14 protein-coding genes are annotated in these 14,968 nt (G+C 61.5%); 7 read left to right on the forward strand and 7 right to left on the reverse strand.

Annotated features, from left to right (window positions below):
- Nucleotides 1-241: 241 nt before the first annotated feature.
- Nucleotides 242-694 carry a hypothetical protein gene (locus JMA46_RS14575; RefSeq protein ID WP_207346067.1) on the forward strand — a complete coding sequence of 151 codons (453 nt, stop codon included), beginning with the start codon at nucleotides 242-244 and terminating at the stop codon, nucleotides 692-694.
- Nucleotides 695-844: 150 nt separating this feature from the next.
- Here JMA46_RS14575 and JMA46_RS14580 read toward each other — a convergent pair whose 3' ends face one another.
- The 3 genes from JMA46_RS14580 to JMA46_RS14590 all read right to left on the reverse strand — a co-directional run bounded on the left by JMA46_RS14580 (nucleotide 845) and on the right by JMA46_RS14590 (nucleotide 2,975).
- A complete protein-coding gene (locus tag JMA46_RS14580) occupies nucleotides 845-1,378 on the reverse strand; it encodes a hypothetical protein (protein WP_207346068.1) in 534 nt (177 codons plus the stop codon).
- The gene (locus tag JMA46_RS14585; RefSeq protein WP_207346069.1) at nucleotides 1,375-1,782 is read right to left on the reverse strand and encodes a PadR family transcriptional regulator; all 408 of its coding nucleotides are present in this window, start codon (nucleotides 1,780-1,782) and stop codon (nucleotides 1,375-1,377) included. Before JMA46_RS14585 ends, JMA46_RS14580 begins: the two co-directional genes overlap by 4 nt.
- Nucleotides 1,783-2,282: 500 nt before the next feature.
- Nucleotides 2,283-2,975 (reverse strand): alpha/beta hydrolase, encoded by a 693-nt coding sequence (locus JMA46_RS14590; RefSeq protein ID WP_207346070.1) that lies wholly within the window; start codon nucleotides 2,973-2,975, stop codon nucleotides 2,283-2,285.
- Here JMA46_RS14590 and JMA46_RS17510 point away from each other — a divergent pair.
- Nucleotides 2,974-3,096 carry a hypothetical protein gene (locus JMA46_RS17510; RefSeq protein ID WP_282099610.1) on the forward strand — a complete coding sequence of 41 codons (123 nt, stop codon included), beginning with the start codon at nucleotides 2,974-2,976 and terminating at the stop codon, nucleotides 3,094-3,096. The two genes, JMA46_RS14590 and JMA46_RS17510, sit on opposite strands and share 2 nt — an antisense overlap.
- Here the strand turns inward: JMA46_RS17510 and cydC are convergent.
- The 3 genes from cydC to JMA46_RS14605 are packed head-to-tail and all read right to left on the reverse strand — an operon-like array spanning nucleotide 3,093 to nucleotide 9,198.
- Nucleotides 3,093-6,497 carry a thiol reductant ABC exporter subunit CydC gene (gene cydC, locus JMA46_RS14595; RefSeq protein ID WP_207346071.1) on the reverse strand — a complete coding sequence of 1,135 codons (3,405 nt, stop codon included), beginning with the start codon at nucleotides 6,495-6,497 and terminating at the stop codon, nucleotides 3,093-3,095. The two genes, JMA46_RS17510 and cydC, sit on opposite strands and share 4 nt — an antisense overlap.
- Nucleotide 6,498: 1 nt before the next feature.
- Complete coding sequence (gene cydB, locus JMA46_RS14600) at nucleotides 6,499-7,572, reverse strand: cytochrome d ubiquinol oxidase subunit II (protein WP_207346082.1); 1,074 nt, start codon at nucleotides 7,570-7,572, stop codon at nucleotides 6,499-6,501.
- Nucleotides 7,573-7,599: 27 nt separating this feature from the next.
- On the reverse strand, nucleotides 7,600-9,198 hold the full coding sequence (locus JMA46_RS14605; protein ID WP_207346072.1) for a cytochrome ubiquinol oxidase subunit I: 1,599 nt from the start codon (nucleotides 9,196-9,198) through the stop codon (nucleotides 7,600-7,602).
- 185 nt (nucleotides 9,199-9,383) lie between these two features.
- Between JMA46_RS14605 and JMA46_RS14610 the strand changes: the two genes are divergently transcribed.
- The 4 genes from JMA46_RS14610 (at nucleotide 9,384) to JMA46_RS17310 (ending at nucleotide 12,184) form a co-directional block, all read left to right on the forward strand.
- Nucleotides 9,384-9,758, forward strand: coding sequence for a BlaI/MecI/CopY family transcriptional regulator (locus JMA46_RS14610; protein ID WP_207346073.1), 375 nt, complete (start codon nucleotides 9,384-9,386; stop codon nucleotides 9,756-9,758).
- Between the two features lie 83 nt (nucleotides 9,759-9,841).
- A complete protein-coding gene (locus tag JMA46_RS14615) occupies nucleotides 9,842-10,792 on the forward strand; it encodes a M56 family metallopeptidase (RefSeq protein ID WP_207346074.1) in 951 nt (316 codons plus the stop codon).
- Nucleotides 10,793-10,937: 145 nt separating this feature from the next.
- A complete protein-coding gene (locus tag JMA46_RS17305) occupies nucleotides 10,938-11,657 on the forward strand; it encodes an FAD-dependent oxidoreductase (RefSeq protein ID WP_247647336.1) in 720 nt (239 codons plus the stop codon).
- Nucleotides 11,639-12,184 carry an FAD-dependent monooxygenase gene (locus JMA46_RS17310; protein ID WP_348770184.1) on the forward strand — a complete coding sequence of 182 codons (546 nt, stop codon included), beginning with the start codon at nucleotides 11,639-11,641 and terminating at the stop codon, nucleotides 12,182-12,184. Before JMA46_RS17305 ends, JMA46_RS17310 begins: the two co-directional genes overlap by 19 nt.
- A gap of 41 nt (nucleotides 12,185-12,225) precedes the next feature.
- Here JMA46_RS17310 and JMA46_RS14625 read toward each other — a convergent pair whose 3' ends face one another.
- Complete coding sequence (locus JMA46_RS14625; protein WP_207346075.1) at nucleotides 12,226-14,337, reverse strand: DNA gyrase subunit B; 2,112 nt, start codon at nucleotides 14,335-14,337, stop codon at nucleotides 12,226-12,228.
- Nucleotides 14,338-14,536: 199 nt separating this feature from the next.
- Between JMA46_RS14625 and JMA46_RS14630 the strand changes: the two genes are divergently transcribed.
- Nucleotides 14,537-14,761 carry a hypothetical protein gene (locus JMA46_RS14630; protein ID WP_207346076.1) on the forward strand — a complete coding sequence of 75 codons (225 nt, stop codon included), beginning with the start codon at nucleotides 14,537-14,539 and terminating at the stop codon, nucleotides 14,759-14,761.
- Nucleotides 14,762-14,968 lie beyond the last annotated feature (207 nt).

Genomic DNA, 14,968 nt, shown 5'->3' on the forward strand with positions numbered 1-14,968 from the left:
GAAGCTTGCCAACATCCATGGCACCCATGGTGCATCGATGCTGTAGCTGTCGACTGGTTTCGCGGTGACGTACCAAACCTCCACTCCTAAGGCTTTACTAAAGATAACTCTGAGCAGGCTTTCATAGCTAGACGAACCACGCGCCTGATGGTGCTCGGGTTCACCGCCTGCCGGCAGCCCCCCCCCCCCCCCCGCTCCCCATCGGGATGCCCATGGTTCAGGTGGGCATAAGCTGGGAGATGTGAACAAGAGCGCGCTTCCCTTTGCCATCCCCGGTGCTGTCAGCATTGTTCTGGGTGGAGTTGTTTCTGCCGCCAGTGCGGGCGCACCAAGCTATCTTTCAGCCTGGGCCGTCGCCTACCTGGTGCTGGTCTGCGGGGTGGCTCAGCTGGTCTTGGGGATGGGTCAGGCTGGCCTAGCCTCCAAACGCCCCACCACTTCGCTGCTCACGTTCCAAGCCGTGGCCTTGAACCTTTCAAATGCTGCCGTTCTTCTGGGCACGCTGGCTGGCGTTCCCGTTCTGAGCTATGTGGGTGCAGCCCTGCTCTTCCTGGCACTGGGACTGTTCATTTGGGGTGTGCGGGGCACGCGGCCGCAGAACGCATGGCTGTTGTGGGGATTCCGATTCATGGTTTTCGTTTTGCTGATCAGTGCCCCGATCGGTCTGGTCATCTCGCATCTCCGCGCCGCGTAGGCGGTGCCTGTCGCCGGTGGGCACCACGTCAAGCCACATATTTCGACCGCGTGGAGTCACGCACACGGAGTCCGAGCCACGTGCTCCTCCGGAAACCTACTGCCGGAATCCGATCGATTGCCGCGAATTCCCCAGCGACTACGGGAAACTTCAAACCTTGCCGCGAAAGACGCGCCAGGCCCGGCTGGCCGGGATGAAAGCCAAGACAGCCAGGGCTATGGGAAACCATAGGGCTGCTGCCCCGCTCCAGCCGATCCCCAAACCGTCACCGGTATTGAAGGCCATCACCTTGACAAGAAAGAAATGTGAATTGAATTCACCTCCAGCTTGAACCGCCGAGGCCAGCATCCCTGCCGAGTATGTGAAAAGCAGTATCCAGTAGATCACAAGCATGATCATGGCAGCCAGTAAGCCGGCGGACCACAGCGGGCGCGACTGGTCGGCACCCTCGGCATAGCTTGCCGCCACAACCCGTGGTTTTCCCAGCCCAGCCAGAACCTCGGGCAGCTTATTGACGGCAACGTCTGTGTCGATGCTGTCGCGCAGGTCCGCCAGGATCCTTCTGCGCTGGCGGCCGGGAACCACCCCGTCCAAGTGCAGGTCTACCTTGAAGATGTACCAATCCCTGGTTATTGCATGGCGGAGGCCCAACTTGGGGGCGCCTCCGTGGTGGACAGTGGTCATGAGATTCCCCGTTCCAAATCCTGCGATTGTGATATCAGTGGCTTGGTTTTACTTGCCGCCGGCAGTCCGTTCAGTGCCAGGCCCCGCTCGGCCACGGCTGCCATACTGCGCCAGTTTTGCGCAGCTTCCTGTCGGGCGCACTCCCCCGGCGGTGTGAGCGCATAGTATTTGCGGGCCGGGCCAGACGCCGAGCGCTGGGTGTGGCTGCCTAGCAGCCCATCCCGTTCAAAGCGGCTGAGTACCGGATAGACGGAGCCGGTGGCCAGGTCCATCAAGCCCAGCGCCCGTAGACGCTCGACCAGCTCGTAGCCGTACGACTCCCGCTCGTGCAGCAGTGCCAGGATCAGCATCGGCAGGACGCCCCTCAACAACTGGGGATCGTGGGGCTGCGAAATGCTTTTCATGCTAGCTATCATGCCACAGCTAATAGTTGGAAGCTACTAGTTGACGGCTATTAGCTGTTTAATGGGCAGCCCCGGTGCCGTGGTCGTCCGAAATACTCCTCCAAGCGCAATGTGTCAACCGTCAGCGTCCCTACGACGTACCTTAACCACTGGTGACGAGCATGTCGCATGCCTCTGGGGTCTATGAGGTCTCACTTCTGCCATCGCCTTGTCTTGTACCTCGGCAGCAGGGACCATGGACACGTGATGATCGTGGGAGCAATCTTGCTGGCTGCGCAGCCTGCCCTTGCGGAAATTCTGACTCCGGATGAGCTGGCCCGCACCCGGGTGGATGTGGTGACGACGGAGGACGAACCGGTCATGCCATCAGTGATCCTCAGGGAGAACTTGCTTCTGCGAGTCGTCGTGCACGATGAGCAAATACGAATTCAGTCCCGGGGCGAGCAGGAATCCACGAGTCGGCCTCCGACCGGTTTGTGGGACGGGCAGCTCATCACCGGCTACGAGTGCACTTGTTCATTGACCACTTTCTGGAAATCGCGGATGGCCTTCGCGAGCTGATGCGGATCACGGAGCATCGGAAGGTGTCCGCCTGTGAGATTGCGAACAAATGTTGGTTGGAGTTTTGCCGCATACCTTTTTTGGAGGACTATCGGCAATTCGGCATCGTCGTTGCTGGTGACGTAGCCACGAACGGGTGCAACGATTTCGGTGCTTGCCGCGCTGGTGAAGTAGGCACGAGTTTCCGGGGTGAAATCATGAATCAGGCGATCCACCACTGCTTGATCGACACCGGCAGCGAGCGTCTTGCGGATCGATGACTCAGGAGGCCGCGTACCTGCCAGTTTCAAGATCATCGGCAGCAGAAGTCGGTTCGGGAAAGGCATTGAGGACGCGAACGAACGGCCAGCCGTGGGGATGACAGCAGACACTCCGAGTACTCCATGGATGCGCTCCGGCGCCAACGCCGTAAGTTCTGCCGCGATCACCCCACCGGCAGAGTGGGCAACAACGGTGAGCGGACCCTCAGGAGCGGCCTCGAGGGCAGCCTCGGCATAGCCCCTCACATCTGCATCTTGCCTCGATGGTCGTGGGGCAACGACTGACGTCTCCGGGAGAGCTGCGCATGTGGCATCCCAGATCCATTCAGGCAGGCCTGCACCGGACAAAAATAGCAGGGAGGTTGTGCTCATGGATTTCACACTATCGGGAGAGGCCGACAATCCGGTGGTGGCACTGCTTGTGGCCCTGGCCGCGTCCGAGTCTACGTTCCCCATGCGGCAGCTGTTGGCGAGTACCTTGATGACGCATTAGCGCACCTTTTCCATTTTCCCAGGCGTCCGGCGAGGGGAAGGCTCATGGCCGGCCACGTCCCCGGTGCTGGCTCCAAGCACGAGGTGGGTGTCCCCGCCTGCGGCCATTTCGGCGTCGTGTGTCACCAGCACCACGGCAGAACCGGACAGCGCCAGGCGAAGGTCCGTCACCAACTCCTTGGCCTCATCCTCGCCAAGATGAGCCGTGGGTTCATCCAAAAGTACAACGCCGGAGCCCGCCACGAGCGTACGGGCCACCGACACCCGGGTCCGTTGCCCGCCGGAGAGATGGTGCCCGCCGGGACCCACACGTGTGCCGAGGCCTTCAGGCAGCTGCGCCAACCAAGGACCAAGTCCCACGATGGTCAATGTCTCCTCCAACTCGGCATCTGTGGGCGGGGTTGCCGCCGGCCGGGCCAATGCCAGGTTGGAACGCAGCGTTGAATTGAACAGGTAGGCGTCCTGCGGGCACCAGGCTATACCAGCGAGGGTTTCCGCTGTTGCCGGGTTGCCGTTGAGCAGGTAACGCCCGGTTTCAGGCTTGAGGAAGCCGAGCAAAACAGCCAGCAGAGTTGACTTCCCCGACCCCGAGGGGCCGCTCACCGTCCACCAGCTCCCACGCCGGGTACCACCGCTGACCCCGGTGAAGACGGGTACGGATGTGTTCGGATAGCGGCCGGCGATATCCTCAACCTCTAGTTCCTGCACAAGCTCAACGGATGCGGCGGCCTCTAGGTGGGCGGCCGAGCCAACGACTGTCGAGGGTGCATCAAGCAGCGGCAGCGTCCTGCCCATCAATGCCGAGAGGGCAGGCAGTGCAGAGACGGCTTCCAAATACTGCCCCAGGGGTTCGGACAAGGCAAGCATGAGCAGCGCCGCAACTGCTGCAGCGCGGGGATCAACCCCTGCCGCTATGCCCACCACCGTGACAGCAACCGCTCCCAACGCCGTCAGAAGAGAGACGCCACCCTGCCCCAGACCGTCGGACCACGCAAGGCGCCGCAGCGGGTTGGCCACAGTCGCGTCTTCTGCGCTGAACTTCGCAGCTTGGGCGGCGCCGACGCCGTTAGCGCCAAGTTGCTCCGCGGCGGCAAACAGGGTGGTCACCCGGCCAGCCAGCCAGACTCTGTGCACGGCCGCGGCCGCTGAGGCACGCTGCTGCGCGGCCAACACCACCAGCGGCATGACCACAAGTCCCAGCACGCCCACCACCACGACAATCCAGGTGACCTCGGGAACCAGCATGGCCAGTGCCGCCAGGACGGCACCATAGGAAATGATGGCGGCCGGGATGGGCACCACGGCCCGCGGCACAGCATCTCGCAGCTCGTCGACGTCGGCTACGAGCGTTCCCAGGGCGCCACCTGAGCGGGTCAGCTTCCCCCAGTGCAATACTGAAGAACCCAAGGAATCCCACAGCTTCAACCGAAGTTCGGTGGCCCACCGGAACACGGCGTCGTGCGTGAGCAGGCGTTCACAGTACCGCAACACCGCGCGGCCAATGCCGAAGGCCCGCACACCCACAATCAAGGTCATGAGGTACATCATGGGAGGCTGCTGGGCCGCCCACACGATGAGCCAACCGGAAATCCCGGACAGGGCCGCAGCGCTGAGCGTGGCCAGAGCCGAGACCAGCACGCCTGCCGCAAAACGCGGAGAACGCAGCGGAAGCGCCAACAGGTGACGCCACTGCAGGCGCTGAGCTTCCTCAGGATGCTCCGGCTGTGCGACGGCTGGTTCCGCAGCCGGCGTGCACTCAACCACCGGGCTGGGGACAGCGGGGAATGTAGCGGCACCCAGCATGACCGCCAGCGCTGTGTCATGCGTGCCGACCACCACAGCTACGCTTCCGCGTAACCCGGCCAATGCCCGGCGCACGGCCGCGGCCGAGATCTGGTCTAGGTGGGCGGTGGGTTCGTCAAACAGTGCCAGCTCCACGCTGGGATCCACCGCAATGCGGGCAAGTGCCCGGGCCACGGCCACGCGCCGCAGTTCACCGGGGCTGCAATCCACCACAGTTCGCTGCGCCAGGTGCGCTGCGTTGACCTGAGCCAAAGCCGTCATGAGTACGTCGGCGTCGATCTCGATCTGCTGGGGTCCGGCCGCGTACAGCTGCACCTCCTCCAGCACGGTGTCCTCGGTAAAGGCAGGATGCTGGGAAACGTACACCAGGGAATCCGGGGAACGAACCAGGAGGCTGCCATCCACCACAGCAGCGTGGTCCCCGCCAGCAGGAAGCGTACCGGCAATGGCGGACAAAATACTTGACTTGCCCGATCCGCTGGGCGTCGCCAGCACCAGTGCCGTACCGGGCATGAGCACGGTGCAGAATCCGGCAACGACCGCTTCACCGCGCCCTGGGTAGCGCACCGAAAGGTCATCGATCAACAAGACTTCCGCACCGATCCCGGCTGGAGCCTCGGTGACGGAGGCCTCACCTGCAGGGGATTCATCAAGGATTTCGTTGACGCGGCGCAGGGCTTGCACACCGTCTTCACTTCCGTGGTGGGCTGCACCGACGTCGCGCAGCGGTCTGAAGCACTCCGGGGCGAGCATGAGTGCCAGCAACCCGGCCTCCAGCGGCATCTGGCCATAAACCAACCTGACACCAATGAACACGGCCACGACAGCCACTGAAATGGTGCTAATGAGTTCCAACGCCATGGAGGACAGGAAAGCCGTGCGCAAAGTTGCCATGGTGGATTTGCGGTACGCCTCGCATACGTCGGACAAGGCCTTGCGCTGGGCAGACGCGCGGCGCAAGCCCACCAGAACAGGCAGGCCTCGGGCCAGTTCAAGCAGGTGGTTTGAAAGTCTGTCCAAACCGCGTGCGGCCATTTCCACGCGTTCCTGGGTGTGGAAGCCGATCAGGATCATGAACACCGGAACCAGCGGCACCGTCAGGACCACGATGAGGGCGCTGACCCAGTCCGAAATGAGGATTTGCAGCCCAATCATCAACGGCAACACGGCACAAGTCACAAGGGCCGGCAGATACGCACTGAAGTAGTTGTCAAGGCCGTCGAGGCCGCGGCTGGCCAGCATGCCCTCGGCGCCCACACCGCCACCGTTTGCCGCTGTGCTGCCCCGTGCACTGTTACGCCCGGCGAGTCGGTGCGCCACCAATTTGCCGCGCAGTTCCTCCTTGGCGCCGAGCGCTGCGCGTCTGGCCAAAATGGCCTGGCCCCACACCGCAGCACCCAGCAACACCGACCCGACACTCCCCTGAACCAGCAATTTGGCAGGGTCAAGGGCTGCACCTGACGCCCACTGTCCTAGGGCGTGGGCCAGTGCGCCCATCAACAGGACCAGGGCCACCGCCTTGACGGCGGCCAATCCGGCCAGTGCGGCCAGTGCCACTCGTGTCGACTTGCCAGCAGGGAGTGCGGGGCGGGGGCTCATGCTAGGCCTTGGCTCCTTCACTCACGAGAGGCTTCTCCACGTCCAACGCGAGTGCGATAGCCGGGGCAAAATCCACCGGTTCAGGCAGGTGTGCAACTGAGATGCGCTTGCGGAAGATCCAATATGTCCATGCCTGGTAGGCCAGGACCAGCGGAACACCAATGGCCGCAACGATTGACATCAGACCCAGCGTGTAGGTCGAGGAGGAAGCATTCTCCACGGTCAGGTTCCACAATGGATCCAGTGTTGAGGGCAGCACTACCGGGTAGACGGCGCTGAAGATCGCGGCGCTGCCAGCCAACAGGAACACACCCATGCCCAAGAAGCTGAAGCCCTCCCGATCGGCACGGTTCGCCAGCCACGCAGCCACGGCAGCGGCCACAGCGCCGGCAATGAGGATCCAACTGAACCATTTGCCGTGTTGCACGGCAACGGTGATGACCCACAGTGCCAGCGGCAGCAGTCCCACAGGCATCCAGCGCCGGACAAGGCGGCGGGCACGGTGGCGGACGTCGCCGTCGGTCTTCAGGGCCACAAACGCCGCTGCGTGGATCAGTGCGAACCCGACCACGGCCAGACCGCCCAGCACCGCATACCACGTGAACCACGCAAAGGGTCCCCCGACCCTGTCGCCGTTGGCATTGAGCGGCAGACCGGTGGTGGTCAATGCGAGCATGGCCCCGATGCCGAAGGCAGCCACAAACGACCCCAGTGAAATGGCCCAATCCCACGTCTTGCGCCACGCATCGGAATGCACCTTGCCACGGTATTCAAAGGCCACTGCGCGGAAGATGAGCGCCAAAAGTACAAAGACGAGCGGGATGTACAGGGCGGAAAACAACGACGCGTACCAGAACGGAAAGGCAGCAAACGTTGCGCCTCCCGCGGTCAACAACCACACTTCGTTCCCGTCCCACACGGGGCCGACGGTGTTGAGCAGGAGGCGGCGTTCCTTTTCATCGCGGGCGAAGGTTTTCATGAGCATGCCAACGCCCAGGTCAAACCCTTCCAGGAAGAGATAGCCGATCCACAGCACGGCAATCAGAATGAACCATAAAGTAGGCAGAAAATCCATCATTTGTCCTTTATTTCAAGCAGATTGTCAGTACGCAAACGCAAGCACATCGTCGTCCGGCCCCCCGCCCGGGCCGCTGCCGCCGTCGTTCTTCCCGTAGGAAGCCTGACGGGTCGAATCGAGCTCAGGCATAGCGGAGACCACGCCTCCACGGATGTACTTCGTCAACAGGACAACCTCCACCACCAACAACACGGCATAGACCGTAGTCAGTGACACTAGGGAGAAGATCATCTCCCCTGCCGAAACTCCGGGCGAAACAGCTGCCGCGGTGAACATGAAGACCTGGTCCACACCGCTCATGGACGGATTCGGCGCCACGACGAAGGGCTGGCGGCCCATTTCGGTAAAGATCCAGCCGGCAGCATTGGCACCAAAGGGGGCAAGAATGCCGATGAGCGCAAGCCTCATCAGGGGCTTGGAACGCGGCACCGTGCCTTTGCGCGTGACCCACAGGGCAACCGCTGCAGCCGCGGCGGCCAGTCCGCCAAAGCCGATCATCATACGGAAGCCCCAATACGTGACGGGCATGATCGGAACGTAGTTGATTTCCTGGCCTGCACGGTCACCGTAGATCGGATTGTCGGGCAGGTGCGTGCCATATTTGGCTTGGTACTCGGGGACCAGGGTGTTTACGCCCTTGATCTCGGTGGTGAAATCGTTGTGTGCCAGGAAAGAGAGTAGGCCGGGCAGTTCCATGACCGCCACGACATCTGAACAGTCACGGCTGCCGACGTCGCCGATGGACAGGACGGAAAAGCTCGTCCCGTCGTGGCAGGCTGCCTCAGCGGCGGCCATCTTCATGGGCTGCTGCTCAAACATGAGCTTGCCGGACAAGTCGCCGGACACAGCGGATCCGGAGAAGGCGATCATGGCAACCACTGCGCCGATGCGCAGGGACTTGATCCACACTGCGTGATCCTTCTTGTCACGGCCGGCAATGGTGGCGGATTCGCCAACCACGACACGCCCAGTGGCGTCCACAGTGTCAATCCCGTCCTTGCGGCGGCGCCATAACTGGTACCAGGAAATACCCAGCAGGAAGCCGCCGGCAACTGCCAGGGCACCTGTGATGGTGTGGAAGAACGCTACGATCGCAGTGTTGTTGGTGAAGACCGCCCAAGCATCCACCATTTGCGGGTAGCCGTCGATCATCTCCACGCCCACCGGATGCTGCATCCAGGAGTTGGCTACAAGAATGAAGTAGGCGGAGACGATCGAACCAGCCACGGCAATCCACAGGCAGGCGAGGTGGATCCGAGGCGGCAATTTCTTCCAACCGAAGATCCACAAGCCAAGGAACGTGGATTCCACGAAGAACGCCAACAACGCCTCCATGGCCAGCGGGGCACCAAAGACATCACCCACAAAGCGGCTGTACTGGCTCCATGCCATGCCGAACTGGAACTCCTGAACGATGCCTGTGGCCACACCCATGATGAAGTTGATGAGGAACAGCTTGCCCCAGAACTTGGTCATGCGCAGGTACTCTTCTTTACCCGTTTGGAGCCAACGCATCTGCAAGATGGCTACCAGTGTGCCAAGTCCGATCGTGAGCGGCACCATCAAGAAGTGGTACACGGTCACGATCCCGAATTGCCACCTGGCAATCTCCAGAGCTTCCACTAATTATCCCTCGTTCATGTAAATGTATGGGCGGTGAGTTAAACCGCGCAAACGTTTTTCTACACTTCGTAGAACTCCCATTTCTACCCTGTGTAGAAGTTTGTTGTCAAAAGCTGTACATTTAACACAGGTGGCGTGTGTAACCCGTCACCGATGAACGCTCAGACACAAAATTAAGGATGTAGATGGCAACGCTTGGAGATCTCGAGAGGGCGGTCATGGACTTGCTGTGGGAACATCAGGAAGCCATTACTGCCAACACATTGCGCGACCTGCTTTCGCAGCGCACCTCAGGCACCAACTCGGCTGAAGCCCGCCCACTCGCCGTCACAACCGTCCTGACCGTTCTGTCTCGGCTGGAGAAGAAGGGCCTCGTTGAGCGCGAACGCTCCACTCGCCCGCACCGCTACTGCGCGGTGACGAGTAGGGAAGACCACACGGCGGAACTCATGCTCGAAGTGCTGGGCTCGGCTCCCGACCGCGAAGCTGTTTTGGCGCGGTTCATTGGAACAGTCAGCGCCGGTGAAGCAGAGACGCTGCGGAAGCTGCTGGGACGCTAACAATCTGGGCCGCCAAGCTCAAAGCAAGAGCCCGGGCTTCCCTTGTCAACGCACGGCTGCCCAGACACGGTAAGTTGTAGAACATGTTTTGGACCTCTTGGTTCCTGGCCGCCTTGGCGCTCGTCTTGGCTTGGCCGGTCCCCGTTTTTCTTGCCCGTGCGGCTTGGCCTGCACGGGCCGCTTCTGCTGCCATGGTGCTGTGGCAGTCCATAGCACTGGCCGGCGGCCTGTCCATAATCGGAGCCATGCTCTGCTATGGCTTGGTGCCGTTGGGCGACAACCTTGGCCAGGGCCTGCACGCGTTGATGCAAATTGTTGTTGGCCGGGCATCCCTGGACACGCTGGGTCTTGTCCACGCCTTCGCACTCAGTGCTGCAGCGCTGCTCTCGGCGCACCTGATCTTCACTCTGTGGCTGACATTCTTTAGGATCGAACGTCAACGCCGACGCCACCGCGACCTGCTCAACATCCTCAGCTCCCCCTCAGATGACAGGCCCGACACGCTCGTCATCAGCCACCAGGTACCCGTGGCCTATTGCCTGCCGGGCGGCTCACGCTCAGTCACAGTCCTCTCCGACGGGCTGCTGGACTTGCTGAGCCCAGAGGAATTGCGTGCGGTGTTGATACACGAACAGACCCACCTGACACAGCGCCATCATCTGCTGTTGTGGGCATTTTCCGCATGGCGTTCGGCACTGCCGTGGTTGCCGACGTCAAAGCTGGCCCAGCAGGCAGTGTCCTCGCTGATTGAAATCCTGGCGGATGAAGTCGCCCTGCGTTCGGTGAGCAAGTCCACCCTAGTCACGACCATCGCACTAGTGGCCAGCGGGTCTGCGCAGTTGCCAGCCGATACCCTCATTGGTGACAATGCGCAGAAGATCGACACACCGGCAACCACCTCCGCCAGGTTGAGCAGATTGCTGGCCCCCACACCTGCCCTGGCGGCACGCACACAGCTTCTTATTGTCGCCGGGGCGTTGCTGCTCCTGGCCGTCCCCACGGCGTTGCTGCTGGTGCCCGGCATCCTGCCCTGAGTTCAGGCAGCCGCGAACCACGGCAGGACCCAGCGGAAGCGCACGCGGGAGCAGGCACCGGAGAACGGCAGCATGCCTCGCCCCGGATTGTCAGCAGCAGATTCTCCCGCTGACGGTCCGTTGGTTCCGCTGGTTCCGTCATCCCATGAGAGCCATGGTGGCGGGTGCCGGGATCGGTGGGCTTGCGTGTGCCCAAGGACTGGTACAGCGTGGACTTGACGTCCAAGTAGTGGAGCGGGACGCTGACCTTGCCATGACGGGCGGGTACAAATTGCACCTTGGGGTTCCGGCAGTCTCGGCTCTGCGGAAACTGCTGCCGGCAACATCATTCGAAGCCCTGCTTGGCTCCTCCGTGGGGACACCGGGTTTCAGCCTGACCGTTCGGGATCATCGGGGTCGGCGACTACTGCAGGCACGAGAAGCTTCCCCAGGACTGTCGCTCGACGTCGACCGGATCACCCTGCGCCAGATACTCGCCCTCGGACTCGACGATCGCATGATCATGGGCCGTTCCTGCCAAGGCTGGCGCGTCGAGGGCGAAACCTTTGTCGCCGAACTTGACGACGGCACCGAGGTTGAGGCTGACGTGCTGGTGATCGCTGACGGTGCCGGATCAAAACTGGCAGGGCAGCTGGCAGGTCGCCCAACGTCATTCCAGTGCGGATTAACCGGGGTTGCAGACGCACCCTGTGGAGCAGTCTCCCGGACAGCACAACTGCTCTTCTACGCGGGGGGCCTTTGCTCGCGATCGGTCCCGGCGGCACCGGCCTATTCGCCGCGGCACACGATCCCGCCGGACGTGCAGCAAGCTATGCAACACATCCACTTGCCAGTGCCGCGGCCCCGGTGGCAATCTGGGGGCTGATCGCCATAGAGCAGGCACTGCCTCGTGATCCTGAAAAGCTCCCCCACGTCGCACTGGTGGACGCCAGCGTTCGCATACTGCGGCGCCGCAGGTGGGCGGAGCCCCTGATCGACTTGCTCACGCGCAGTAATACAGACAGTGTCTCGGCCTTCAAGTTCAACGCTGCAGATCCTGAGGATCTTGCGCCGTGGAAGTCCTCCAGGGTCACGGCAATAGGTGATGCTGTTCATGCCATGCCGCCCACGGGAGGGCAAGGTGCAGCCACCGCGATCATTGATGCAGACGTCCTGACTGAGCGGCTTCACGCAGCCGAACGCGGGGAAGCCACCCTGGTGGTGGCCGTTCATGACTCCGAAAATGACCTACGCACTCGAGCGGCTCCTGTGGTCCGCGAATCGCTGCAACCCGTGGACTGGATTCGGGCCACTGCGAGCCCCACCGGCGCCTTCCTGCTGCGCACGCTGACTCCCCTGTTCGCCGTCGGATCCGCCGCGGCACACACGGCAGCGCAAAAATGGCGCCGGTAACTGCCCTCTGCCGTTGGATGGCGGAGCTCCCAGTACCTGTGTCAGGCGTCGATCCGGTCCTGGTCCAGTGAGTCACTGCCGGCCACAATGAACTCCTTGCGTGGAGCCACCTCTGATCCCATCAACAACTCAAAGGTGTGCTCGGCACGGTCCGCATCCGCGGTGGTGACACGGCGCAGCATCCGGTGGCGCGGGTCCATGGTGGTCTCGGCCAATTGGTCGGCATCCATCTCCCCCAGACCCTTATATCGCTGGATCGGTTTTTTGTACTGCTTCTTTGATTTCTCCAGTTTTGCCAGCAGCACGTGCAGCTCGTTCTCCGAATAGGTGTACACCATCTCATTCGGCTTGGAACCGGCGTTGATGACCTCCACCCGATGCAGCGGCGGAACGGCTGCATAGACGTTTCCGGCGTCGATCATGGGCCGCATGTAGCGGAAGAACAATGTCAACAGCAGCGTGCGGATGTGGGCGCCGTCCACGTCGGCGTCCGTCATGAGGATCACCTTGCCGTACCTGGCCGACTCTAGGTCAAAGCTGCGCCCGGACCCAGCCCCCACCACCTGGATGAGAGCAGCACACTCAGCATTGGCCAGCATGTCTCCCACGGACGCCTTTTGCACGTTGAGGATCTTGCCGCGGATGGGCAGCAATGCCTGGAAGTCGGAGGACCGCGCGCGCCGGGCTGTGCCCAAGGCGCTGTCACCCTCGACGATGAACAGTTCCGTTTCGGCAATGTCATTACTGCGGCAATCAGCCAGCTTCGTGGGCAGTGAGGAGGATTCCAGCGCCGTCTTGCGACGCTGGGTTTCCTTGTGCACGCGGGCTGAAATACGCGACTTCATTTCCGAGACGACTTTTTCCAGCAACGTGGCAGCTTGGATCTTGTCCCCGCGCGCAGTGGATTCCAGCTTGGCCTTGAGTTCCTTCTCAACAACCTTCGCCACGATGTTCTTCACGGCGGGGGTACCCAGGATTTCCTTGGTCTGGCCCTCGAATTGAGGCTCGGCCAGACGAACCGTCAGCACAGCCGTCAGCCCGGCCATGACGTCATCCTTCTCGATCTTGTCATTGCCGGCTTTGAGCTTGCGGGCGTTGACTTCAATAACCTTGCGGAACGTTTTCAGCAGGGCCTGCTCGAAGCCTTCCTGGTGCCGGCCTCCCTTGGGTGTGGCAATGATGTTGACGAAGCTGCGCATGGTCGTGTCGTAGCCGATCCCCCAGCGCAACGCGATGTCCACTTCACAGTCACGTTCCACTGCCGTACTTTCCAAGTGGCCCTGCCCGTTCAAGACGGGAACTGTCTCGGTGAAGGTGCCATGGCCCTGGAGCCGCCAAATGTCAGTGACTGCACCGCCCACCGAAAGAAAGTCCACAAATTCGGAGATGCCGCCGTCATGGTGGAAAAGTTGCTCATGGGTGGCGAATTCACCGGGGGTTCCAGCCAGGCGCCGCTCATCCACGACCTTGATCTTTAGTCCAGGGACAAGGAACGATGTTTGGCGGGCACGGGAAACTAGTTCGTCATAGGAGAACTTGGCATCCTTGATGAAGATTTGCGGATCAGCCCAGTATCGGATGCGGGTTCCCGTCACCCCGCGCTTGGTGCTGCCGACAACATCGAGGCTGGATGCCTCGGTGAAGGGTGCAAACTCCACTGTTGGGCTCAGGGTCCGCCCGACGTCCTTGAAATGTCCGGGCTCACCGCGGCGGAAGCTCATCTGGTACGTTTTGCCTCCCCGGTCCACCTGGGCATCCATGCGTGCGGACAAGGCGTTGACAACGCTGGCACCCACGCCGTGCAGACCTCCGGAGGCCGCATAGGAGCCGCCTCCGAACTTACCACCGGCGTGAAGCTTCGTCAGGACAACTTCCACACCCGACAACCCGGTTTTGGGTTCCACGTCCACGGGGATGCCACGGCCGTCGTCGTGCACCTCGACGGAGCCGTCTTTATGCAGGATGACAGAAATGTTTTGCCCGTACCCGGCCAGGGCCTCATCCACGGAGTTGTCAATGATCTCCCACAAGCAATGCATCAGCCCCCGGGAATCAGTGGAGCCAATGTACATACCAGGCCGCTTGCGGACGGCCTCCAAGCCCTCCAGAACAGAGAGGTGGCGGGCACTGTAATCGGAACTCTGGCGTGCCACGTGGACATACTCCTTCAAGATTGTTGTCGGCCGGTTACTACCAAGGTTAATGGCTATGGTGGGTTTTTTAGGACAGGCTCCTTGCTCTTGTCCCCCCACGTGGCGGATACGCGGTTAGCGAAAGTTGGCCCCGTCATGGAAGTAACTAGGACCAATGGTGGTTGTATAAAGTACAAGAGAACTTATGAAGGAGGCCATCATGACCACCACGACCGTTACCAGCCCCCAGCTGACTACCCTTGATCGCTGCGACCGCTGCGGCGCCCAAGCCTATGTCCGTGTGGTTTTGGAATCCTCCGGAGGAGAACTGCTTTTCTGTGGCCACCATGCTCGCGCAGTGGAAACCACGCTGAAGCCGCTGGCCTCCGAATGGTACGACGAGACAAGCCGTTTGCATGACAAGGATCCGCTGCCGGTCGACTAAGGCCTCCAGCCGACAGCTGCAAGTGAAGGGCCCTGGAAATCCAGGGCCCTTCACTTGTTTAAAACGGGCCCCGGCTCGAGGGGGCGAGTTCTAGCGGTCGTTGCAACACCCCTTGAAAACGGGAGTTGCTCCACCCATGGATTCACCGTCAATTAATGATGCTTTCTTAACGGAAAAATCACCATTGGGGATAGGCGCTGATTTGGC

The sequence above is a fragment of the Arthrobacter sp. E3 genome, from assembly GCF_017353415.1.
Lineage (GTDB): Bacteria > Actinomycetota > Actinomycetes > Actinomycetales > Micrococcaceae > Specibacter.